This window comes from Providencia sp. PROV156 (assembly GCF_028480905.1).
GTDB lineage: Bacteria > Pseudomonadota > Gammaproteobacteria > Enterobacterales > Enterobacteriaceae > Providencia > Providencia hangzhouensis.
On the sequence record NZ_JAMPPE010000010.1, the window covers coordinates 51,962 to 75,415 of the forward strand.

At 40.7% G+C, this 23,454-nt stretch carries 22 protein-coding genes; 17 read left to right on the top strand and 5 right to left on the bottom strand.

Going from position 1 to position 23,454, the window contains the following annotated elements:
* Positions 1–14: 14 nt before the first annotated feature.
* Positions 15–794 carry a DNA-binding transcriptional repressor DeoR gene (gene deoR / locus PSF31_RS09300; RefSeq protein ID WP_004260957.1) on the bottom strand — a complete coding sequence of 260 codons (780 nt, stop codon included), beginning with the start codon at positions 792–794 and terminating at the stop codon, positions 15–17.
* Between the two features lie 54 nt (positions 795–848).
* Complete coding sequence (gene deoC, locus PSF31_RS09305) at positions 849–1,517, bottom strand: deoxyribose-phosphate aldolase (protein ID WP_096864595.1); 669 nt, start codon at positions 1,515–1,517, stop codon at positions 849–851.
* A 168-nt stretch (positions 1,518–1,685) separates the two neighbouring features.
* On the opposite strand from deoC, the gene rbsK reads away from it, so the two are divergent.
* The 3 genes from rbsK to PSF31_RS09320 all read left to right on the top strand — a co-directional run bounded on the left by rbsK (position 1,686) and on the right by PSF31_RS09320 (position 5,111).
* Positions 1,686–2,615, top strand: coding sequence for a ribokinase (rbsK, locus tag PSF31_RS09310; RefSeq protein ID WP_094961414.1), 930 nt, complete (start codon positions 1,686–1,688; stop codon positions 2,613–2,615).
* 108 nt (positions 2,616–2,723) lie between these two features.
* Positions 2,724–4,031 (top strand): L-fucose:H+ symporter permease, encoded by a 1,308-nt coding sequence (gene fucP / locus PSF31_RS09315; protein WP_096864596.1) that lies wholly within the window; start codon positions 2,724–2,726, stop codon positions 4,029–4,031.
* A 63-nt stretch (positions 4,032–4,094) separates the two neighbouring features.
* Positions 4,095–5,111 (top strand): aldose 1-epimerase family protein, encoded by a 1,017-nt coding sequence (locus PSF31_RS09320; protein ID WP_164561233.1) that lies wholly within the window; start codon positions 4,095–4,097, stop codon positions 5,109–5,111.
* A gap of 35 nt (positions 5,112–5,146) precedes the next feature.
* On the opposite strand, the gene PSF31_RS09325 is transcribed toward PSF31_RS09320, so the two are convergent.
* Positions 5,147–5,554 (bottom strand): DUF2750 domain-containing protein, encoded by a 408-nt coding sequence (locus PSF31_RS09325; protein WP_094961411.1) that lies wholly within the window; start codon positions 5,552–5,554, stop codon positions 5,147–5,149.
* A gap of 143 nt (positions 5,555–5,697) precedes the next feature.
* On the opposite strand from PSF31_RS09325, the gene PSF31_RS09330 reads away from it, so the two are divergent.
* The 5 genes from PSF31_RS09330 (at position 5,698) to PSF31_RS09350 (ending at position 11,556) form a co-directional block, all read left to right on the top strand.
* Positions 5,698–6,717, top strand: coding sequence for a mechanosensitive ion channel family protein (locus tag PSF31_RS09330; RefSeq protein WP_096864598.1), 1,020 nt, complete (start codon positions 5,698–5,700; stop codon positions 6,715–6,717).
* 272 nt (positions 6,718–6,989) lie between these two features.
* The gene (locus PSF31_RS09335; protein ID WP_096864599.1) at positions 6,990–9,149 is read left to right on the top strand and encodes an ornithine decarboxylase; all 2,160 of its coding nucleotides are present in this window, start codon (positions 6,990–6,992) and stop codon (positions 9,147–9,149) included.
* 98 nt (positions 9,150–9,247) lie between these two features.
* A complete protein-coding gene (gene uriH / locus PSF31_RS09340; RefSeq protein WP_096864600.1) occupies positions 9,248–10,183 on the top strand; it encodes a uridine-preferring nucleoside hydrolase UriH in 936 nt (311 codons plus the stop codon).
* 3 nt (positions 10,184–10,186) lie between these two features.
* On the top strand, positions 10,187–10,660 hold the full coding sequence (locus PSF31_RS09345; protein WP_096864601.1) for a DUF6882 domain-containing protein: 474 nt from the start codon (positions 10,187–10,189) through the stop codon (positions 10,658–10,660).
* A 101-nt stretch (positions 10,661–10,761) separates the two neighbouring features.
* A complete protein-coding gene (locus PSF31_RS09350) occupies positions 10,762–11,556 on the top strand; it encodes an inositol monophosphatase family protein (RefSeq protein ID WP_096864602.1) in 795 nt (264 codons plus the stop codon).
* Between the two features lie 49 nt (positions 11,557–11,605).
* Here the strand turns inward: PSF31_RS09350 and cbrC are convergent, their stop codons facing one another.
* Positions 11,606–12,193: a PF03691 family colicin E2 tolerance protein CbrC gene (gene cbrC / locus PSF31_RS09355; RefSeq protein WP_096864603.1), complete on the bottom strand. Its 588-nt coding sequence runs from the start codon at positions 12,191–12,193 to the stop codon at positions 11,606–11,608.
* A 243-nt stretch (positions 12,194–12,436) separates the two neighbouring features.
* Between cbrC and PSF31_RS09360 the strand changes: the two genes are divergently transcribed.
* From PSF31_RS09360 to PSF31_RS09385, 6 genes are all read left to right on the top strand, one after another.
* Positions 12,437–12,646 (top strand): YdgH/BhsA/McbA-like domain containing protein, encoded by a 210-nt coding sequence (locus PSF31_RS09360; RefSeq protein ID WP_096864604.1) that lies wholly within the window; start codon positions 12,437–12,439, stop codon positions 12,644–12,646.
* A 137-nt stretch (positions 12,647–12,783) separates the two neighbouring features.
* A complete protein-coding gene (gene ycaC / locus PSF31_RS09365; RefSeq protein ID WP_096864605.1) occupies positions 12,784–13,410 on the top strand; it encodes an isochorismate family cysteine hydrolase YcaC in 627 nt (208 codons plus the stop codon).
* Between the two features lie 213 nt (positions 13,411–13,623).
* Positions 13,624–14,625: a tRNA dihydrouridine(20/20a) synthase DusA gene (gene dusA / locus PSF31_RS09370; RefSeq protein WP_164561232.1), complete on the top strand. Its 1,002-nt coding sequence runs from the start codon at positions 13,624–13,626 to the stop codon at positions 14,623–14,625.
* Positions 14,626–15,254: 629 nt separating this feature from the next.
* Positions 15,255–15,518 (top strand): hypothetical protein, encoded by a 264-nt coding sequence (locus PSF31_RS09375; protein ID WP_004260915.1) that lies wholly within the window; start codon positions 15,255–15,257, stop codon positions 15,516–15,518.
* A 50-nt stretch (positions 15,519–15,568) separates the two neighbouring features.
* Positions 15,569–16,861, top strand: coding sequence for a dTDP-4-dehydrorhamnose 3,5-epimerase family protein (locus PSF31_RS09380; protein ID WP_232062761.1), 1,293 nt, complete (start codon positions 15,569–15,571; stop codon positions 16,859–16,861).
* A gap of 11 nt (positions 16,862–16,872) precedes the next feature.
* A complete protein-coding gene (locus PSF31_RS09385; protein WP_036958321.1) occupies positions 16,873–18,054 on the top strand; it encodes an MFS transporter in 1,182 nt (393 codons plus the stop codon).
* A gap of 77 nt (positions 18,055–18,131) precedes the next feature.
* Here PSF31_RS09385 and PSF31_RS09390 read toward each other — a convergent pair whose 3' ends face one another.
* Positions 18,132–19,115 carry a quinone oxidoreductase gene (locus PSF31_RS09390; RefSeq protein ID WP_096864665.1) on the bottom strand — a complete coding sequence of 328 codons (984 nt, stop codon included), beginning with the start codon at positions 19,113–19,115 and terminating at the stop codon, positions 18,132–18,134.
* Positions 19,116–19,327: 212 nt separating this feature from the next.
* On the opposite strand from PSF31_RS09390, the gene dnaB reads away from it, so the two are divergent.
* From dnaB to PSF31_RS09405, 3 genes are all read left to right on the top strand, one after another.
* Positions 19,328–20,740, top strand: coding sequence for a replicative DNA helicase (gene dnaB / locus PSF31_RS09395; protein ID WP_004260904.1), 1,413 nt, complete (start codon positions 19,328–19,330; stop codon positions 20,738–20,740).
* Positions 20,741–21,031: 291 nt separating this feature from the next.
* A complete protein-coding gene (gene alr, locus PSF31_RS09400) occupies positions 21,032–22,114 on the top strand; it encodes an alanine racemase (RefSeq protein WP_004260901.1) in 1,083 nt (360 codons plus the stop codon).
* A 102-nt stretch (positions 22,115–22,216) separates the two neighbouring features.
* On the top strand, positions 22,217–23,413 hold the full coding sequence (locus tag PSF31_RS09405; protein WP_036958319.1) for an amino acid aminotransferase: 1,197 nt from the start codon (positions 22,217–22,219) through the stop codon (positions 23,411–23,413).
* Positions 23,414–23,454: the final 41 nt, after the last annotated feature.

The following is a 23,454-nucleotide window of genomic DNA, read 5'->3' on the forward strand; positions in this document are numbered from 1 at the left end:
ATCTATTGGCGATTTTAATAAATCACTTTCACAAAGCCATTACGGCAATATGTTTCATATTCATCAGAAAGCTGCCTATTTGTGACTATCACATCAAATTGTGATAATTCCCCCATATTAGCGGTAGCGACTTCATCAAACAGGTTATAGGGTGCTAATAAAATCTTACGGATAGATTTTTCCATCGCTTTTTTCTTCATGGGTAAATCATCGAGATTATAGCAAGTTACACCAAAATTTCCGTGCACGCCAGCCGCTGAAATAAAGGCTTTTTTAGGGTTGATTGAATCAAGTAATGAAGGGAGTGATGGGTTGTAAAAAGAATCACTTTTAGGGCGATACTCCCCGCCACATAAAAGCGCGGTGGCATTTTTCTTTTGGCTAAGGGCGAGAAAAACATTATGTGAGTAACAAATGCCAGTGAAATTAATCTCTTCGGGGATGAGTGAAATCAAGGTGGCCATTTCAATGCCATTATCAAAGAAAATTACATCATCTTCTGTCACCATACTCGCGGCAAGATTAGGGATATATAATTCTTCGGTTTGGTCAGGGGTAAAAACATCGGCTTGCGGCTCTTGGGTAGCTAAGTTGGCTGGTTGGGTAACAGAAACAATATAGCCGCCAAGGAGTGACATAGGAATGGGGCCTTCTGTGTCTGCGCTGAGATCTCGTCGGATAGTCATCTCTGAAACTTCGAGTATTCTAGCGGCTTCTTTTAAATGAATGCGTCCTGAACGTTTTAAACATTCACTTAAACGGCGAAGGCGTTCTTTTTGTTTAGTTTCTATCACCCTACAATCCTTTTTAAATGCACAAAATTGGCGCGGTTAGACCGCGCCCCATCATTAGTAGTCACTCGGCTTGGTCGCCGTTCCTGTGACAATTGCTACACTCGCGCTGGCACCTACACGGTTTGCGCCAGCTTCAATCATTTTAATTGCGGTTTCACGGTCACGCACACCACCGGAGGCTTTTACACCGACTTCATCACCAACCACTTTACGCATCAGGGCGACATGGTGCTCTGTTGCACCCATTGTACTGAAACCTGTTGAAGTTTTCACAAAACCGACTTTAATTGTGCGGCAAATTTCACAAACTTGTGTAATTTCTTCATCAGTTAATAGGCAGTTTTCTAAAATAACTTTTAATGTTGCTTTACCGCAGGCTGCAAATACCGCTTCGATATCACGACGGACAAAGTCTAAGTCGCCACTTTTTAGCATGCCAATGTTGATAACCATATCGACTTCATCAGCGCCACGGCGGACAGCTTCTGCGGCTTCAAATGCTTTGGCTTCAGTTAAGCATGCCCCTAGTGGAAAGCCTACCACACAGCAAACTTTAACGTCGCTGTTTTTTAAAAGTTCGCTGGCTAAAGGAACATAACCTGTGTTCACACATACAGAGGCAAAATGGTGTTCAGCAGCTTCCGTACACAGTTTAGTAATATCGCTGACAGTCGCATTCGCAGCAAGTAAAGTGTGATCAATATATTTTGCTAAGTCTTGCATTTTCAACTTTCCTATATAAATGTGGGATAGACAACAAAGAATGAGGAAATGTGGTAGATATAACACTTGATCATTCGTTATTCGAGATCCTAATCACAAATGATATTTTTGCAACATGATAATGTTACTATCATATCATTATGTGATTTATTTAACACGAGGGACATTATGGATATAGCAGTTATTGGTTCAAACATGGTTGATTTGATCACTTATATCGATCAAATGCCAAAAGAAGGCGAAACGTTAGAAGCGCCAGCTTTCAAAATTGGTTGCGGCGGTAAAGGTGCGAACCAAGCGGTTGCTGCTGCTAAGTTAAATTCAAAAGTGATCATGTTAACCAAAGTCGGCGATGATATTTTTGCAGATAATACGATCCGCAATCTTGAGTCTTACGGTATTAACACCCGTTATGTGGAAAAAGTACCTTGTACCTCAAGTGGTGTCGCTCCTATTTTTGTTAATCAAAATTCATCAAATAGCATTTTGATCGTCAAAGGGGCGAATAAATTTTTATCCCCGGAAGATATCGATCGCGCAGCGGAAGATCTGAAAAAATGTAAATTGATCGTCCTGCAATTAGAAGTCCAGCTTGAGACGGTTTATCACGCAATTTCATTCGGCAATAAACATGGGATCCCAGTGTTGCTCAACCCAGCTCCAGCGCAACGTACGCTCGATCTCGATTTTGCTTGCCGATGTGATTTCTTTGTACCTAATGAAACGGAATTAGAAATTTTAACCAATATGCCAGTAGACACGATGGATAACATCCGTCGTGCCGCACAGTCTTTGCTGGATAAAGGGTTAAAAAATGTCATCGTGACATTAGGAGATAAAGGGGCGTTATGGATGACTCGCGACAGTGAGTTACATATACCCGCAATTAAAGTGAATGCCATTGACACCAGTGGTGCAGGGGATGCCTTTATCGGCTGTTTCTCTCATTACTATGTCCATACGGGGAATATTGAAGAAGCACTGAAAAAAGCAGTGATGTTTTCGGCCTTCAGTGTGACAGGGAAAGGGACTCAATCTTCTTATCCAAGTGTTGAGCAATTTAATGAATTTGTGCAAATCAACACAGCTAATGAATAGCTAAATAATAATAGTCCAACGTAGCTATATACCCTTTGAATAATTAAGTGGTCATCAGAGCCACATAGCCACTCATCGGGTATAAATTATAAAAATATAAGGGTTACTATGAACATTAAGAACATCACTCAGTTACCGGATGGCTACCTGAGTAAGACTCCTCTATTCCAATTTATCCTACTATCGTGCCTGTTCCCATTATGGGGATGTGCTGCAGCATTAAATGATATTTTAATCACACAGTTTAAAAGTGTCTTTGAACTCAGTAACTTCGCCTCTGCTTTAGTGCAAAGTGCATTCTATGGCGGTTATTTCTTAATCGCTATTCCAGCGTCGTTAGTGATCAAAAAAACCAGTTATAAATATGCTATTATGGTGGGGCTGATCCTATACATCGCGGGTTGCAGTATGTTCTTCCCTGCGTCTCATATGGCGACTTACACCATGTTCTTGGCAGCTATTTTCGCCATTGCGATTGGTTTAAGCTTCCTTGAAACCGCAGCAAATACATATAGCTCAATGATAGGGCCTAAACAATACGCGACATTGCGTTTAAATATTAGCCAAACTTTCTACCCAATTGGCGCAGCGGGCGGGATCTTGCTAGGTAAGTATCTGGTATTTTCCGAGGGGGATAGCTTACAAAACCAAATGGCAGGAATGAATGCGGAACAAATTCATGAATTCCGTTTAGCCATGTTGGAAAATACCCTCGAACCTTACCGTTATATGATTATGGTATTGGTTGTGGTAATGATCTTATTCCTTATTACCAAGTTCCCTAAATGTAAAGTGGCAGAAACGCAAGATCATAAGCGTCCTACTGCATTAGAAACCTTAAAATATTTAGCGAAAAATAGTCGCTTTAGAAAAGGAATTATTGCCCAATTTTTATATGTCGGTATGCAAGTGGCTGTGTGGTCATTTACCATTCGTCTCGCATTAGAGATGGGGGATATTAACGAACGCGATGCCTCAAACTTTATGGTGTATAGCTTTGCCTGTTTCTTTATTGGGAAGTTTATCGCCAATATTCTAATGACTCGCTTTAATGCAGAAAAAGTCCTAATTATCTACTCGGCGATTGGGGCGTTGTTCCTGATTTATGTTGCGTTTATTCCGAGTTTCACTGCGGTGTATGCAGCGGTCATGGTGAGTATTTTGTTTGGACCTTGCTGGGCAACCATTTATGCAGGTACTTTGGATACCGTTGATAATGAGCATACCGAAATGGCTGGGGCGGTCATTGTGATGGCGATTGTCGGTGCTGCGGTTGTTCCTGCCGTTCAAGGCTATGTCGCAGATATGCTGCACTCATTACAACTTTCATTCCTCGTTTCCATGCTGTGCTTCGTGTATGTCGGTATTTACTTCGTTGGTGAACGCCGCTTTAAAGCCAAACAAGCTGCAAAATAGTGCTCAAATTGGGTAGTGTGAGCTACCCAATTCCATTTATCTTATTAAACCGTGAGTATGAAAATGAATACATTGATACCTCTTCACAAAAGCTTATTTACGGAAAACCCGACGCTTATTTTAAAAAATAACCAATTTACTGCCACTGCATTTCGTTACCAAACTGGCGTGGAAGGGCTACGAATTGAAAATCAGCAAGGGTATTTAACGATTTTACCTTTTTTAGGACAAATGATTTGGGATGCACAATTTTGTGGCCAAAATCTGAAAATGGAAAATATGTTTTCAGCGCCAAAACGTGTTCCAACGGTAGTTGAAACCTACGGTTGCTTTGCATTCCATTCAGGTTTAATCAGTAATGGTTGCCCTTCACCAGAAGATTCACATCCATTACATGGGGAAATGCCTTGTGCAGCAATGGATAGCGCTTGGCTTGAACTGACTGGCGAAAGTTTAAAAGTCGTCGGCGAATATGAGTATGTGATGGGTTTTGGTCATCATTATCGTGCGACACCGTCAGTGCAATTAAACTCAGATAGTGCATTATTTGATATTCATATGTCAGTCACCAATTTAGCATCGGTGCCTATGCCTCTCCAATATATGTGCCATATGAATTATGCTTACGTGGAGAATGCAACATTGACACAAAATATCCCCGAAAATGCGATTAAATTGCGTGAATCAATACCGGGGCATGTACAGCCAACTGAAAAATGGCTCGCATTTAATGAAGCGTTGAAATCTGGCAAAGTCACATTAAATCAGCTTAATCAGCCACAAATGTGTGACCCTGAAATTGTGTTTTTTATGGATGATCTTAGTCAATATACCGCAACGCCTGAGTTTAGAATGGTTTCACCCGCAGGAGATACGTTTGTAACGCGTTTTAAATCTAATGAGCTAAATTATGCAACTCGTTGGATTTTGTATAATGGTGACCAAAAAGTTGGCGCATTTGTACTCCCTGCAACTTGTCGTCCAGAAGGTTTCCTTGCGGCGAAAAATAACCAAACACTGATTTGGTTAGAGGCAGGGCAAACTCGTGAATTTACTGTCACTACTGGTGTTGAAAAGTAGTTTTTTACTTTAAAAAGGCAGCACATTGCTGCCTTTTACTCATATTGCTGACATTCTTCTTCTAAATCGCGCAGAAGCGCCGCGGCATCATAAACTAATGTTTTTTCCCCATCAGACTGCATCATCAATGCAACCTTAATATTTGCTTCATGCATATCAGGCAGAATTTCTGTCATCAGGTGTTTAAGGGTAAATAGCATTGGCGTAAAATTTGCCCATTCACCCGTTAAACACAACTCAACAAATGCTTTGGCAGGCCATAGGGGGAGAAAAAGACATTTTTCATCATTCCATGCGGTAACGAGATTTTTCCCATCACCGAGGCTCCATACCTGTTCCCAGTCAGCGATTTTACCGACAAAATAGTTATACTGTTGGTATGGTCTAAGCGCATGGACATTTTTTATTTCTTTATCATTTGGGGAAAATAGGTTGTTATTCATTATTGGATAATCTAAAAAGTACCTGATAATTATTGGGAAAATTATCTTTATAATTGTTATCTTAATAACAAGATAACGAAAAACAATACACAGTAAAACAAATAAAAATAAGATCTATCAGGTAAATTTTAGGGCGGTTAGAAATGATAGAAGCATTACTTGAAAAATATGCGATTGGTATGACCTTAATTGCGACTTTTCTCGCAATCTATTTAGCTTTTGAGATTGTACATAAACGCCGTAAGCATAAACATAAGCGCAAAAGTATTTTGATCAATGTGATTCAAACTGTTGTGCTGTGTGGCGTGGTTATTGTTATTGCTCAATATGTAGACATGGCCGCAAAAGATTTTGATTTAACCTTTATTTCCACTTCTCTGGTTAATTTTATTACCATCTCATTGATTGCATTGATTTTAATGCGAAAACTGTTCCAACTAGCGAACCGACTAGAAAAAGCACAGATTAAAAAAGGCAGTGACCCCACTTCGGCACGTATTGTTGCCCGCGTGTTTAAAACAGCGATATTTGTCATTATGGTACTGCTGTTTGGCGAGCATTTTGGGATGAGCCTTTCTGGTTTGATGGCGTTTGGCGGGATTGGCGGTATTGCTATCGGTATGGCCGGTAAAGATATCCTGAGTAATTTTTTCTCTGGGTTAATGCTCTACTTTGACCGGCCCTTCAATATTGGTGATTGGGTCAGTTCACCGGATAGAAACATTGAAGGCACGGTGGTTGAAATCGGCTGGCGGATCACTAAAATTATTACGTTTGACCACCGTCCGCTATACATTCCCAACTCGGTTTTTTCTTCTATTAGTGTGGAAAACCCGGGGCGCATGACTAACCGACGTATCAAAACTGAAATTGGTTTGCGTTACGAAGATTCAGACAAAATTGGAGCTATTGTCGATGATATCCGCACGATGTTACAACAAGATGCGAATATCGATACCAGCCAAACCTTACTTGTTTATTTCGATGCTTTTGCCGACTCTTCGTTAAATATTATGGTGTATTGCTTTACCAAAACAACGGTTTGGGCTGAATGGCTAGCCGCACAGCAAGCGGTGTATTTGAAGATCATTGAGATAGTTAAACGCCACGATGCGGACTTTGCATTCCCATCACAGACTTTGTATGTGGAAAAAAACAACTAACATCCCATTACGGATAAATTGACCGATTAATTTGTGGTGTTCACAGGGTTAATTGGTTAATTTATCTTTTTATTATCTTTATGACGGCCTGAAGTATGGGGGAGCAGGTTGTGATGAGATAGAATTTTTATGCTATTAACCAGTGGCTTATAAAATATATTCGACTTTCCAAATCTTGCCCTCTTTTCTTACCATGCTAGTCATTTCAATTCCCTGATCTATCAAGTATATTGTCCGCCTCTTTTCCTCAGCTAACTAAGAGCCAGACTGCTATGAACAAAATCAATGTGGCATGTAGCCAGGGGATCGCAATCTATTTCACTAATGAATTTCAGTGGGTAGATATTCGCGATGCACAGTTAAACAATATTGCCGCTGTCGTGCTATCTGAACAAGATGCCAACCAAGGGCTGTGGGAAAGAGTTGTTGAGAGTCAGCTGAGTATTCCGCTGTTTATCATTAGTGATAAACAGCTGCCAACCGATGAAAATTTACCACCTTATTTAACGGCGCTATTACCGCCAGTCCCGGCTGCTCGTGAAGAAAATAGTCGTCAATTGCTCGATGCTGCAAATCAGTACCTTGAGCAGTTATTACCGCCATTTTTTGCTCGAATGATGGATTATGCTGCGGGCCATAATGTGACTTTCGCCTGTCCGGGGCACCAAGGCGGCCAATTTTTCCGTCGCCACCCAACAGGGGAGCAGTTTTATCAATTTTATGGTGAAAACCTGTTTCGTACCGATTTATGCAATGCCGATGTGGCAATGGGCGATTTATTGATCCACGAGGGCGCAGCGAAAGAGGCACAAAAATTTGCCGCGAAAGTTTTCAATGCGGACAAAACTTATTTTGTCTTAAATGGCACCTCATCATCCAACAAAGTCGTGCTAAATGCGCTATTAACACCGGGTGATTTAGTTTTATTCGATCGTAATAATCATAAATCAAACCACCATGGGGCGCTGATACAGGCGGGGGCAACACCGGTCTACCTAGAAACGGCACGTAATCCTTTTGGCTTTATTGGCGGTATTGATGCGCACTGCTTCGATGAAAGTTATTTACGTGGGCTTATCCAAGAGGTGATGCCTGAAAAAGCACAAGCCCAACGGCCATTTCGCTTAGCGGTGATCCAACTTGGAACTTATGACGGTACTGTGTATAACGCAAGGCAAGTGGTTGATAAAATTGGACATTTGTGTGATTACATTTTATTTGATTCTGCGTGGGTGGGGTATGAACAATTTATTCCAATGATGCGCCAGTGCTCGCCATTGCTACTTGAATTAAATGAAAATGACCCCGGTATTATGGTGACTCAGTCAGTTCATAAACAACTGGCTGGTTTCTCACAAGCGTCACAAATCCATAAAAAAGATAACCACATCAAGGGGCAAGAGCGCTTTGTTTCACACAAAAAACTCAACAATGCTTTTATGATGCACGCTTCGACGAGCCCATTTTATCCCTTGTTTGCCTCTTTAGATGTCAATGCACGTATTCACCAAGGTGATGCAGGCAAAATGATGTGGATGGACTGCGTGAAAGTGGGGATTGAGGTAAGAAAATCGATACTTCAGCACTGCCGTTATTTTAAGCCTTTTGTTCCTGAAATCGTTGATGGCAAGTTATGGCACGAATACCCAACAGAGCAAATCGCTGCTGAGCAACGCTTCTTTAACTTCATACCGCAAGAACGTTGGCATGCGTTTGATGGCTATGCACAGGACCAATACTTCGTTGACCCCTGTAAATTGATGCTAACGACGCCAGGTATTGATGTCGAAAGTGGAGAATATGACGCTTTTGGCGTGCCTGCGACGATTTTGGCGCATTTTTTACGTGAACACGGCGTGATCCCTGAAAAATGTGACTTAAATTCAATTTTATTTTTGTTAACACCCGCAGAAACCCGTGAAAAACTGGAACTGCTAGTATCCCATTTAGTCCGTTTCGAACAGCTACTGGATGAAGATGCGTTATTAGAAGATGTATTGCCTTCGGTTTATCAGCGTTATCAAGACCATTATCAGGGTTATACATTACGCCGTTTATGCCAAGAGATGCACCAACTCAGCGTTAATGACAATATTAAACAGCTGCAAAAAGAGATGTTCCGTAAAGCTCACTTCCCGGAAGTGAAAATGGCACCTCAACAAGCACATTTAGAGTTTATTCGTGGTAACTGTGAATTATTGCCATTAGATGAATTGGAAGGGCGTATTGCCGTTGAAGGGGCATTACCGTATCCACCGGGCGTATTATGTGTCGTACCTGGGGAAGTATGGTCGGGGCCAGTACTGCGTTATTTCAAAGCACTAGAAACGGGTATTAATGCATTACCGGGCTTTGCTCCTGAGTTACAAGGTGTGTATATTTCGAAAAATGAAGGTGAGAAAAAACGTGTCTATGCGCATGTTTTAAAATAAATTTCTAAGTATTCAGATATTAAGCATAGATTTTACCTTGCTAGCTGGTTAAATTGGGGTCAGTGCCATTTCTGACTCCAATTTTAATAAGGTAAGGTATGAGCAAAAAAATAATCCTCGATTGTGACCCCGGCCATGACGACGCTATCGCTTTATTACTGGCTTATGGTAACCCTGACATTGAATTATTGGCGGTAACAACCGTTGCTGGTAATCAAACCCTCGAAAAAGTCACTCATAATGCACTAGCTATCGCTGAAATGGCGAAGATTAGCGGTATTCCATTTGCCGCAGGCTCGGTACGCCCTTTAGTTCGGGAAATTGAAGTTGCGCCTGATATTCATGGGGAATCAGGGCTTGATGGGCCTGTATTACCGACACCAACATTGAAGCTTGATGAAAGACATGCAGTTTCACTGATTATCGAAACCATTATGTCTCACCCGCCTAAAACGGTAACTTTAGTTCCTACTGGCGCATTAACGAATATTGCGCTTGCTGCTCGTCTTGAGCCTCGCATTGTCGAACGAGTTAAAGAAGTGGTGCTGATGGGAGGGGGCTATCATGTTGGGAATTGGAGTGCGGTAGCTGAATTTAACATCAAAATTGACCCAGAAGCGGCTCATATTGTTTTCAATGAAAAATGGCCGTTAACCATGGTGGGCTTAGACCTTACCCATCAAGCGCTAGCAACTCCTGATGTAGTGAAACAAATTGCTGCGATTGGCAGTGATTGTTCACAATTTGTCGTCGAACTACTGGATTTTTTTGGGAAAATGTACAAGCAAGCTCAAGGCTTTGATGCTCCGCCAGTACACGACCCTTGTGCGGTTGCTTATGTTATTGACCCTAACGTAATGACCACACAAAAAGTGCCTGTAAATATTGAACTGACTGGGACGCACACGTTAGGCATGACGGTGGCTGACTTCCGCCATCCTGCGCCTGAAAATTGCCATACTCAAGTTGCTGTTAAATTAGACCATCATAAATTTTGGCAGTTGATTATCAACGCATTAAAAAATATTGGGTAATAAATGGATAATGAAATAGAACAAATGCCTTATGAGGCATTAATTGAACGTAGCATGAATGCGTTACAGGCCAAAAACCAATTTCATTGTGATACATGGAAATTAGATGAAGCTGATTGGTCAGTGAACCAAGACGAAGGAACCATTATTTTTCATGCGCCTGACAATATAATGGCAACAGCGCCCGTTCAAATTGTTGGTACTTATGACCAAAGCCAAGGCAGTTGGATGTGGAGCTGGGCAAACAGTTCTATCGACAGCGCTTTAACACAAGATGCAATCGCGGTGAAAGCTTATGGCGAGCGGAAAGACAACGCATTATTAACCGCCCGCATTAGTCAAATCGAAGAGTATGACGCATGGCAATTAACGGCATTGGCTTGCGAACTCAATAATCAGCAAGGGGTGTACCGTGGAATTGCGGGGAACACTTTGGTATTTATGACATTTGGTGAAGTTTCTCTTAAACAAATTTAGGTTGTATTGGTGCTTTATCTCTGGTCGATAAGGCATTTTAGCGCCTTTATTCCATAACCTATCCGTTATACTCATTTTCTTTTTCAATGAGGAGCTTGGTCATGTTAAATATTGCACTCGAAGCCGCTAAATTAGTCAAAACCATGACAGTAGACGCTTTTGAAGGGGCGGGAAAGTTTGATTATAAACCCGATCGTTCCGTAGTTACGGAAACGGATACCCGAGTTGAAGAAGAAATTAGGGCATTCTTTGCACAAAAAACACCGAATATCGCTGTTTTAGGTGAGGAGTTTGGCTTTGTCGGTGAGCAGCAATTCAGTTCTGGTTGGGTAATTGACCCGATTGATGGTACGCGTGCATTTATTTATGGAGTGCCGTTATTTAGTACGTTAATTGCTTATGTGGAAAATGGGGAACCATTACTTAGTGTGATTAGTTTTCCCGCGATATCCACACTCTACTTTGCCTCACAAGGGGAAGGGTGCAGGGTGCAAACAGCTAGTCAGGCTCCAAGACAGCTTAAACTCGAAAGCCAATCGCCTAAATCATTATCAGAAGCAGTGGTAAGCGCATCAGGCATTCATAATAGTAATTATAATTCCCGAGAAGGGTCGCAAATTTATCATTTGGATGCGGTTGTGGGCCAAGCAAGGGATTTCATTTTTGCTAATGACGCTTATCAGCATGCCATGGTTGCCAGCGGTCGCATTCATGGTGCGATTGATACCATTATGAAACCTTGGGATAGTGCGGCACTTATTCCGTGTATCCGAGAGGCGGGCGGGGAAGTTTGTGCATTAAATGGACAGCGTAAGCAAGCCATGTTTGCGGGAAGCTTGCTATCAGCCGCAACGCCAGAATTAGCGGAGCAAATTATTGAACTGATGAATAGTTGAAGATGAGAGCGTGAAGATAAGCCTCTTCACGCGATTTAGTTGATATAAATTAGCTAAAATCAAAATGCAAACGTAGTTTTTTGCAATGTAAACAACGGAATAAATAACCTTGAGCAGAGCTATCTTGATGGAGAATATTCGCGAGCTCTGAAATTGAAAAACCATAATCAGCGATATCATTTTCAAGGGAAACAAATTCATCGAGTCTATCTTTGATGTCATCCCAGTAAACATAGCCTATGAATTCACAAGGCTCTTGGCAGTGTGCGAGCCAAATTTCTTGTTGCCACCCTTGATAGCCCGGTGTTCGTTTAATTAGTTCATCAAACATTTCAGTAGGGTAGGGGTTTAGAGTATGTGAAAACTCGCCGTCTTCGTCATATTCGCAATCAATACCTTCAACACTGGCAGGGTCTTGAAACTCACCATCAAATTTTGCACTGGCAGAACCATCAGCAATACACCAAGGACACAAAGCATCAATATCCTCAGTAGAATAAAACGGGCTTTCATAATAAATATCAGTAGGTTGCTTACAACAATCACAGGTTACTGTTTTATCCGTCAGAAAAGCTTCTGTTTCAATAGGGTTCGGGTGGTACCTAAATGTAGGGAGTGTTCGGTTATTGAGTGGCATATACAGTTCCTATTAAAGGTTGCGCGAGAAGTAAACCAACTTTGGGAAAGCATACCACAAGGCTGCTTGATTATATCTTTCGGTTTTATTCCATGGTGAGTTTCAGATAAAGTACATTGTTCAGTTAATTTGAATAAATTGAGCTATATTATTAGCTTTAACCTAAATAACATTGTCGATATGATGCCTTCATCGCAGACAACAAGGGTTGTCTCATCGAATAAAAAATGAAGGAATTAGACTATGAACATGTTAAAAACTTTGATGGCAGCTTCTGTATTATCTTTCGTCGCATTTGGTGCATCAGCAGCAATAATCACCGCAACAGGTGATACGCTAGCTTCAACAGAAGCGAAAATTGCAGCTAAAGCTAAAGCAGCGGGCGCAGATAGCTATACAATTACCAGTGCTCGTATGGGGAATTTTGTCACAATGAGCGCAGAAACTAAATAACGAATTGTATGAATTCATCTTGTTGAAATATTTTTGATAAAAAGTGGTATTTTAGGCGCGATAAGCAGATTAAATACCACTTTTGTTTTATCTGAACCCACATAGAGTACTTTTCTAATCATTGAGGAGTCGTTGATATGAGTTTCAAATATAACCGCCTAGATAAAGATAATGCAGTTGTATTACTTGTTGACCATCAAACGGGTTTGTTATCGCTAGTTCGTGACCAAGACCCAGATAAATTCAAGAACAGCGTGTTAGCACTGGCCGATTTGGCAAAATATTTTAACTTACCAACTATTTTGACTACATCTTTTGAAAATGGTCCTAATGGCCCGTTAGTACCTGAATTAAAAGAAACATTTCCTGATGCCCCTTTCATTGCTCGCCCTGGTCAAATCAACGCGTGGGATAACGAAGAGTTCGTTAAAGCTGTCAAAGCCACAGGTAAAAAACAGCTGATTATTGCCGGTGTTGTGACAGAAGTATGCGTGGCATTTCCTGCACTATCTGCACTGGAAGAAGGCTATGAAGTTTTTGTGATCACTGATGCCTCAGGTACATTTAACCCGATTACACGTGATGCCGCGTGGGATAGAATGTCAAAAGCAGGTGCTCAATTGATGAGCTGGTTTGGTGCCGCTTGTGAATTACACCGTGATTGGCGTAATGATGTGGAAGGGTTAGGCACTTTGTTTTCAAACCATATCCCTGATTACCGTAACTTAATGACTAGCTATGCACTGCTTTCTGCGAAAAAATAGTGCGTAACTGGGTATTAAAATGACATAATTGGTTTAAAAATCCTCGATACGACATTGCTCATATCGGGGGTTATTTCGTTAAATTAACTGAGTTCAGCCGCTCATTTTCGTCATCATCGCACTTAATTCGCTCTATGTTATAATAGCCTGCTGTTTTTGCTTGGCTCCTTACTTTTGGGGGCTATCCATTTGATTTCAATACACAAGACCACCATGCATCAAAATACCTCAAAACAAGGCTACACCAACCTAAACCGATTTTCCGTTGCGCCGATGCTCGATTGGACAGATCGGCATTGCCGTTATTTTCATCGCTTATTAAGCAAAAACACCTTGCTGTATACCGAAATGGTCACAACAGGGGCGGTTATTTACGGAAAAGGGGACTATCTTGCCTTTAGTGAGGAAGAGCATCCTGTTGCATTACAGCTTGGTGGTAGCGATCCTGCTGCATTAGCCCAATGTGCCAAATTGGCACAAGAGCGTGGTTATGATGAAATTAACCTAAATGTAGGTTGCCCATCAGATCGCGTACAAAATGGGCGTTTTGGTGCTTGTTTAATGGGAGATGCACAGCTTGTTGCTGATTGTGTGAAAGCCATGCAAGACGTGGTTTCTATTCCTGTAACCGTAAAAACTCGTATTGGTATTGATGAGCAAGACAGCTACGCGTTTTTATGTGATTTTATTGAAACCGTTTCTGATAAAGGCGGTTGTGAAATGTTTATTATCCATGCACGTAAAGCATGGTTGTCCGGCCTTAGCCCAAAAGAAAATCGCGAAATCCCACCACTTGATTACCCGCGAGTTTATCAATTAAAACGTGATTTTCCTCATTTGACCATGGCGATTAATGGTGGAGTCAAAACGCTGGAAGACGCAAAAGAGCATCTTCAACACCTAGATGGCGTCATGGTGGGGCGCGAAGCCTATCAAAACCCGTCTATTTTAACGGCGGTTGATAACCAATTGTTTGGTGAGCACTTTCCTGTCACTAATGGTGTTGACGCTGTTAGAGCGATGTACCCTTACATCGAAAAAGAGTTATCGAAAGGCGCTTATTTAGGCCATATGACCCGCCATATGTTAGGGATTTTCCAAGGTATCCCCGGCGCACGTCAGTGGCGTCGTCATTTAAGTGAAAATGCGCATAAAAAAGGGGCTGACTTAGCTGTTGTTGAGCAAGCTCTCGAATTTGTGACGCGTGGTGAGTGAGTATAAATTACTCGTAAAGGCAAAACTCTAGCTCAATTACAGTTACTTTATGTAACTTTATGGATTGTATAATATTTGTTCAGTTTGAGTGCGATCTTAATTGAACAAGTATAGGAATGTTTAAATGCATACGGTTATGTAATTCATTGAAATACTAATATCTTATTGATTTCGCACGTTGCCAAGACCTAAGCCAGCTTTCGCTGGCTTAGGTCTTTGAAAAGGGGTGACATATGCAGCGATCCTCTCTATTTTCTTTACTCATTTCATTCTTTATTTGATGGGCTTCCTTGGCGAAAATTCCATCGAGAGAATCGATTATGTAAAAGCCAATTATCGTCAATCGCAGACTGCAATGACATTTCTTGAATATAAAAGATCTAGTGAATGGTAAGTTCTATTTCTTGAATGGATATTTGTTACTATGTTTATTATATAATTTCATATTAAATATATGTGAATATTAATATCGAAATTTTGGTGTTTTTTGGATTAAAAAACTAATTGGTTATTGACAGAATAAAAATGTCGATGCTATAAGTGTTAATGAAATGTTTTTTTAATGTTTCATTTCACCTTCATGACATAAACATACCTATATACTTTTTAATCTAAAGTAAGGAGCTCATATGAGCGAAATTCAAAATATAGCCCGCCTATACAAATCTCCAAAAAGTGTTGAAGTAATAAATGCAGAAGGAAATAGTTTTACTGACATGATCCTACAGACAAAATCTGTGGCAACTGTTGCTTTAGATAAGCTTGCTTATCTGGCTGGAATCAAAAATGCACCAGCAGATGATAAATATTATCAACTTAATACAAGTAGCCTAAGCGAACTAATAAAAAGTGCAGAAAGTGCAGGTTATGACATAGAAGTGGTCAATATTTAATTATCTTGGCGGCCTGTAGGTTAGGGCTGCCACCTTAAATGAGGTTTTATATGGATGAAATTAATGATCTCAACCAAAAAATAACTATTACAGGGTTACATTGGATCTCACGATGGAGAGTTAATAATGGAAAGTCAGACTCATATGTTATTCCTTTCGTTACTACCTACCCTATAAATATTATCTATCATGGTGAGCATGAATTTAAATACGGTCAGTATGGGATTCATTTAGGCCAGCAAGATACGCTGACTTTCATCGGAAATACAGAGCAAATCATAACTGCAAAATTCATCGATTGCCGTGCAAATTCCCCCACATTCAGAGTGTCATTGGAATTTAATATTACTCCATCTTCGGCAAAAACACTTGTAATTCCACCTGGCATTGCTCATACATTTCATAATCTGGAAAATATATTCACAATTAATTCCTATGCACTTTTTCTTCCTGATATTGAAACATTATCGCGACCTGACCTTACTTGGTTTCCTGACAATGATGTTATAAATATACCAGAAAATGTTCATCCTTTAGAGGTATCTGGCTACTTTCCAATGACAGAAGAAGCAGCTGATATTGTTTATCATCGTATTGCTGAATATCAGCATAAAAATTTAATGAAACACAAATTTCAACATTCTGAAACTCGAGAGCTTAACTTAGATGATGGAAGCAAAATAAATGTACGTATCAGAGAGAAAATTAATGATGATGAGGTTTTGGTTCTACCTAATTCAATAATTATTGGTGTTGAATTTAAAGAAATTCCATCAGTCAAAACAGGGAAATACAGTGGAATTGTCCCACTGACAAGAATGTCACCGATGTATATTGTAGAGCATGGTTATGAACATTACGATTTTGATTCTTATGGATTACATTTGGGCCAAGAAGACCATTTAACTTTTCTGGGTAAAGCCGAACATCAAATTACACTAAAGCTAGTTGATATGAGGGAAGGTTCGGATACTATTTTCGTTGAAGATGAAATAACATTCACTCCTTTGCCTAATGTGGAATTAGTTATTCCATGTGGTGTAGCGCATGCCCTGATGAATATGGCTGGCGTGGTTACTGTTAATAGACCGATTATTTATATCAGTGAGGATAAAGAATATATTCCTGGTCATGATGTAATAGACTGGCCAATAAAAAATCTAAATTATATGAGTTATAAGACAAATAATATCAAAGCAGATAAAAAATACTATGAGTTTCTGATTGAGAAGCAGAAGGAAATAGTCAGAGAGGCACCCACGCACAACACACCTAAATCAGTAGTGGTATTTGATGATAAGTTAGGTCGATATGTTAAAGTGTTATTGAAGGAGAAGGTATAAAAATATAAGTTATGAGCAACCTATTCTTTTTAATGCTTTTTTGCGTACTTACTGCGGATGGCCTTATGGTCTTTCTCACGCCAGTTCTAGTTTACCAGTTAACAGGTAGTATTGAATATTCAGGTTTATCCTATGCTCTATGGTGGTTACCAAGAATATTAATTATTCCACTTATTGGTAAATACATTGATAGACTTGGAGTACGCCCACTTTCTATTTTATCTGATGTTATCAAATCAATAGGATGTCTATTTTTAGCTTTCAATGATTTTTCTTCAGACCTAATAATTGCAGTCGCATTTGGTATTGTGGGTAGCCTAATATCAATAGGAAACTCTCAAACTATTATTTCTTATGAGAAAATTATCTCATTAATAAGTTACAAAAAGGAATATCATGTTAATTTAATATCAAGAATGGACTTTTCTGGAATGATAGTAGGTCCATTGATTGGCATGATAATTATCGACTATGGGATTCGTACAGTACTTATCATTCCACTTTTACTTTATATTATTAATGCTCTTTTTTTTATTTTAAAGAAAAAAGAATTGAGCAATATGAAGCATGAAGATAATCAGAATGTTTCAGGTCAGGAAAATGGGCTGTTCAAACACCATTTTATCTATATTTTTTCTATACCAATATTGTTTTTAACCGTATTACTCGCCATTGGTAATAATATGTTTGATAGCATTATTGAATCGAGTGGTACGGCATTGATTGACAAAGAGATGGGGCTTCCTGCGAAGTATTTCGGTTTTATTGATGTTGCGGCTGGCCTTTGTGGTGTCACTGGAACCTATCTCTATAGTTCATTAACTCACTTTATTCAGCGGAAAAAACTTCTACTTAGCGCGGTTCTGATTATTACGGGGAGTTCGATTTTTTTAATATCATATCCTTCATCATTTATAATATTCGTTTGTTTCTACGCAATTTCTATTATTGGTAAAGTCTTTACAGGAAATATTTGTCGAATGGTACGTATAGAATGTATTCCGTCAAATTATTTTGCTGGAGTCTCATCTATTATTGTATTGCTTAATCAGTCTGTGCTCCCTTTTATTGGAATGGTTATATACTTTTTTGGCGATTCAACAACTGTTATTTATTATTTTATGTCAGTAGCAGTAATGATTTCTTTTATATCTGGCGTCTATGTTTATCGGCACATAGCTTCCTCTGTTTAAGCTCTAGAATTAAATCTTAAAAATAGATAAAGCCCCTTAACTAGCAAAAATGACTGGCTAATTAAGGGGGCTATTTATCACGGAATAAGCAAACTCGAACCTTGGGTTTTTCTTGATTCGATAGTGAGGTGAGCTTTTTGTGCATCTTTTAAAGCAAAAATTTGTGATTGCGGCACATCTACATTCACTTTTCCGCTTAAAATCATATCAAATAAGGCATTACTAGCTTGGTCTAGCTCAGCACGGTTAGTCACATAGACACCAAGTGATGGGCGAGTGACGTATAATCCGCCTTTTTGGTTTAAAATTCCTAAGTTTACACCGGTAACAGGACCAGAAGCGTTACCAAAACTCACCATTAAGCCGCGACGCTTGAGCGAGTCTAAAGAAGCAATCCATGTGGATTGGCCCACTGAGTCATACGCCACATTCACTTTCTCGCCATTAGTGATTTCTTTCACGCGAGCTGCAATGTCTTCTGTTTGGTAATTGATGACTTCCCATGCTCCGGCATCTTTGGCTCTTAACGCTTTATCTGCAGAACCCACCGTGCCTATCATCTTGGCGCCTAGCGCGTTTGCCCATTGGCAAGCTATCAACCCAACGCCACCTGCAGCGGCGTGGAACAGAAAGACTTCGTCACGTTTCAGTTGATATGTCTGATGGAATAAATAATAAACCGTCATGCCTTTTAATGAGCTGGCTGCGGCTTGTTCAAAGGTAATACCATCAGGAAGGTGTGCCACGGCACTTTCAGGGACATTATGGACTTCGCTATAAGCACCTAGAGGGCCTTGCGCATAAACGACACGGTCACCGGGCTTGAAACCTGTGACATGGGCACCAGTTTTCACAACAACACCTGCCGCTTCTGTACCAAGGCCACTTGGTAGCTTAGCAACAGGGTATAAACCGCTGCGAACATAGGTGTCGATAAAGTTAATCCCGATAGCACGGTTTTCTATTTGAATTTCATTATCTGCTGGGTTTGCTGGGGAATAATCTACTAAGTTAAGTACATCAGCGCCGCCATGTTGCGCGAATTCAATACGTTTTGCCATGACAATCTCCAATAAGGACTATTCATTTTAATTACAATAACAATCGTTTTATCATAACGCCATGTTTCAATCAGAAGAATTATAGGTTTGTGCTTTCAGTGATGTATTTTATCTTGTGATTACTTTGCGCAAAGACGCAAAGAAAACCACAAAAAAATAAGATTGGCGTATACTAAGCGCAGATCGTTAATTATAGACTTGGATATTAATGTATGGCTAAAAAACCCTCATCAAATTTCAAAACGGATGCCCCACGAGACCACCAAATGGAAGGGTTAAAACTTCCACCACATTCTCTCGAAGCGGAGCAGTCTGTTTTAGGGGGGTTAATGTTAGATAACGAGCGTTGGGATACCGTTTCTGAACGTGTGACTCACGCTGATTTCTTTAGCCGCCCCCACCGTACCATTTTCTCACAGATGCAATTTTTGCTTGAGCAAGGCAAACCTATTGACCTTATCACCTTATCAGAATCACTAGAACAGCAGGGTGAGTTGGATAGCGTCGGTGGTTTTGCTTATTTGGCTGAGCTATCTAAAAATACGCCAAGTGCGGCGAATATTAATGCTTATGCAGACATCGTCCGCGAACGTGCGATTGTTCGCGATATGATTTCAGTCGCTAATGAAATTGCAGATGCAGGTTATGATCCACAAGGGCGAAGCAGTGAAGATCTCCTCGATTTAGCCGAAACCAAAGTATTCCAAATCGCTGAGTCAAGAGCGAATAAAGACGAAGGGCCAAAAGGTATTGAAGCCATTTTGTCTGAAACTGTTGAAAAAATTGAGCAACTTTACCAACAACCGCACGACGGTGTTACTGGGGTTTCAACAGGTTACCAAGACCTCGATAAAAAAACCGCAGGTTTACAAGGTTCTGATTTAATTATTGTGGCCGCGCGTCCATCGATGGGGAAAACCACTTTTGCAATGAACTTGTGCGAAAACGCGGCGATGACGGAAGAAAAACCTGTTTTAATCTTCAGTTTAGAGATGCCAGGAAACCAAATCATGATGCGTATGTTGGCATCATTATCCCGTGTTGACCAAACCCGTATTCGTACTGGGCAACTTGATGATGAGGATTGGGCGCGAATTTCAAGCACGATGGGTATTTTGATGGAAAAGCGCAATATGTACATCGATGACTCTTCGGGCCTGACTCCCACAGAGGTTCGTTCACGTGCGAGGCGTATTTATCGTGAACATGGTGGTTTAAGTTTGATCATGATTGACTACCTCCAATTGATGCGAGTTCCTGCTCTTTCTGACAACCGTACGTTAGAAATTGCCGAAATTTCACGTTCACTTAAGGCGCTAGCGAAAGAATTAAATGTACCTGTGGTGGCTCTGTCGCAGTTAAACCGTAGTCTTGAGCAACGTGCCGATAAGCGCCCTGTTAACTCGGATTTACGTGAATCAGGGTCTATCGAGCAGGATGCGGACTTAATCATGTTTATCTATCGTGATGAGGTTTATCACGATAATAGTGAGCTCAAAGGGGTTGCGGAAATCATTCTCGGTAAACAGCGTAATGGGCCGATTGGTACGGTGCGGTTGACGTTTAATGGGCAGTGGTCGCGCTTCGATAATTATGCAGGGCCAGCTTATAATGATGAGGACTAAATCCTCATCATAAATACTCGTCATATTTTGCGCTGTCACGGTGTTGGCTGCACTCGGCTACGCGAATCATATACTTATGTATGCTTCTTGGATTAGCTCAATCGCCGCCTAGCGACAATGCAAACTATTTAGAGTATTAAAGTTAAACTAGTTTGAATAATTTTTTCTTTATACAGAAACAAGATCGAATGGAAATTGATATTTTTTAGCGTATAACAAATAGAGAATATATTGGGCTGCCAAAGGGCAGCTTAATTTTTAGCGGGTTTAGAGAAAAAGAACGAGGAAACAATGAAAGCGGCAACCGCATTGATAAACCGCCGCGCTCTGCGACACAACTTGCAACGGGTGAAAGAAATTGCACCAAATAGCCAGATGATTGCAGTTGTCAAAGCAAACGCTTATGGTCATGGGTTAGTAGGGGTTGGTCAGGCAGTAGAAGAGCTGGTGGATGGCTTTGGTGTGGCAAGACTCAATGAGGCGCTACTATTACGGCAGCACGGTGTGATAAAACCGATTGTTTTACTGGAGGGTTTTTTTGAACAATCTGACTTGTTGTTAATGGCAGAACACCAGATTGACACCGTGATCCACTGTATAGAACAGCTTGAAATGCTAGAAGCTACCAAATTACCCTATCCTCTTAAAGTTTGGATGAAACTGGATACAGGTATGCACCGCCTTGGCATACTTCCTAAAGATGCCGAAGGCTTTTATCAACGTTTACAACGCTGCCAGCAAGTTCAGCTCCCTATCAATATTGTTAGTCATTTTTGCCAAGCGGATGCCCCCCATTTACCGACAACTGAAAAACAAATTGCCTGCTTTAAACAGTTTATTGACGGTAAAGAGGGTGAGAAATCCATTGCCGCCTCCGCAGGAATTTTACTTTGGCCAGAAGCTCACTATGACTGGGTTCGTCCAGGGATCATGATGTATGGCGCTTCGCCACAAGAAGGGAAAAGTGCAGAAGACTTCGGTTTGCTTCCTGTGATGACACTAAAATCAACATTAATTGCGGTTAGGGAACATGCGGCAGGACAATGTGTAGGTTATGGTGAAACATGGTGTAGTGACAAAGACACACTGCTTGGTGTTGTTGCAATCGGCTATGGTGATGGTTATCCACGTAACGTACCTTCAGGCACACCGGTGTTAATTAATGGGCGAAAAGTGCCTATTGTTGGGCGAATTTCCATGGATATGACAGTGGTGGATTTGGGACTAAATGCCGATGATAAAGTGGGGGATGACGTTATTTTGTGGGGAAATCAACTACCGGTTGAAGAAATTGCCACACAAACAGGCATTATCAACTATGAGTTACTGACGAAGTTAACCTCTAGAGTTGCAATGGAATATGTAGACGAATAGCCAGCAAAGGGTTATTTTCAGATAACAACGTAAAAATGGCGCTAAATATGGCAAATCATCGCTTGGTTTATTTAGCGTAAAATAATGATTAGGAGATGTCCTGTGTTCGAACATGTTGATGCTTATCCGGGCGACCCAATTCTGTCGTTAATGGATGAATTTAATAAAGACTCTCGTGAAAATAAAATTAATTTGAGTATCGGTCTTTACTATGATGGTGACGGGAAAACCCCTGAACTGGCGACAGTCGGTACGGCAAAAGCGGCGTTAAATAAACTGCCTGCAAGCGCATCACTGTATTTGCCTATGGAAGGTTTGAAAGATTACCGTACTGAATTACAAAAATTAGTATTTGGTGAGGATTGCCCGCTAATTGCACAGGAACGTATCGCTACCGTCCAAACGATTGGTGGTTCTGGTGCGTTAAAAATTGGTGCTGATTTTTTACATCAATATTATCCCGATTCCGAAGTGTGGTGCAGTGACCCAACTTGGGAAAACCATGCCTCTATTTTTTCAGGTGCGGGAACAAAAGTGCATTACTACCCGTACTTTGATGAAAAAACCAAAGGCGTTAAATTTGATGAGATGCTAGCGACATTCAAACAATTGCCTGCTAATAGCATCATCCTAATGCACCCGTGCTGTCATAACCCAACAGGCTCCGACCTGACTCCTGCACAATGGGATGAAGTCACTAAGGTAGCATTAGAACGCAAATTGATCCCATTTTTAGATATTGCTTATCAAGGTTTTGCAGAAGGCATTAATGAAGATGCTTATGCTATCCGAGCGATGGTTAAAGCTGGCTTACCCGTGTTTGTCAGTAACTCATTTTCTAAAATCTTTGGTATCTACGGTGAACGTGCAGGTGGGCTTTCTGTGATCTGTGAAAACCAAGATGAACGTGACCGTGTGTTAGGCCAGTTAAAAGCGGGTGTTCGCCGTTTATATTCTAGCCCGCCATCTAATGGTGCAAAAATTGTTGCTGCGGTATTAACCAACAGCGCTGAAAAAGCCAAATGGTTAGCGGAAGTGGAAGAGATGCGCTTACGTATTTTAGACATGCGTACGGTATTGGTCGATGAGCTAAAAAAAGCATTACCAAATCAAAATTTCGATCACTTATTAAAGCAGCGCGGCATGTTCAGCTACACTGGTTTTTCTAAAGAGCAAGTGGCTCGCCTGAAAGACGAATTTGCGGTTTACTTGGTTGGAACTGGCCGTGTTTGTATGGCAGGTGTCAATCGCCATAATGTTAAACGCATTGTTGAAGCATTTGCTGCCGTTAGCCAATAATTCTTAGCTATCGTAATAATTATCAGGGAACAAAATGCTCC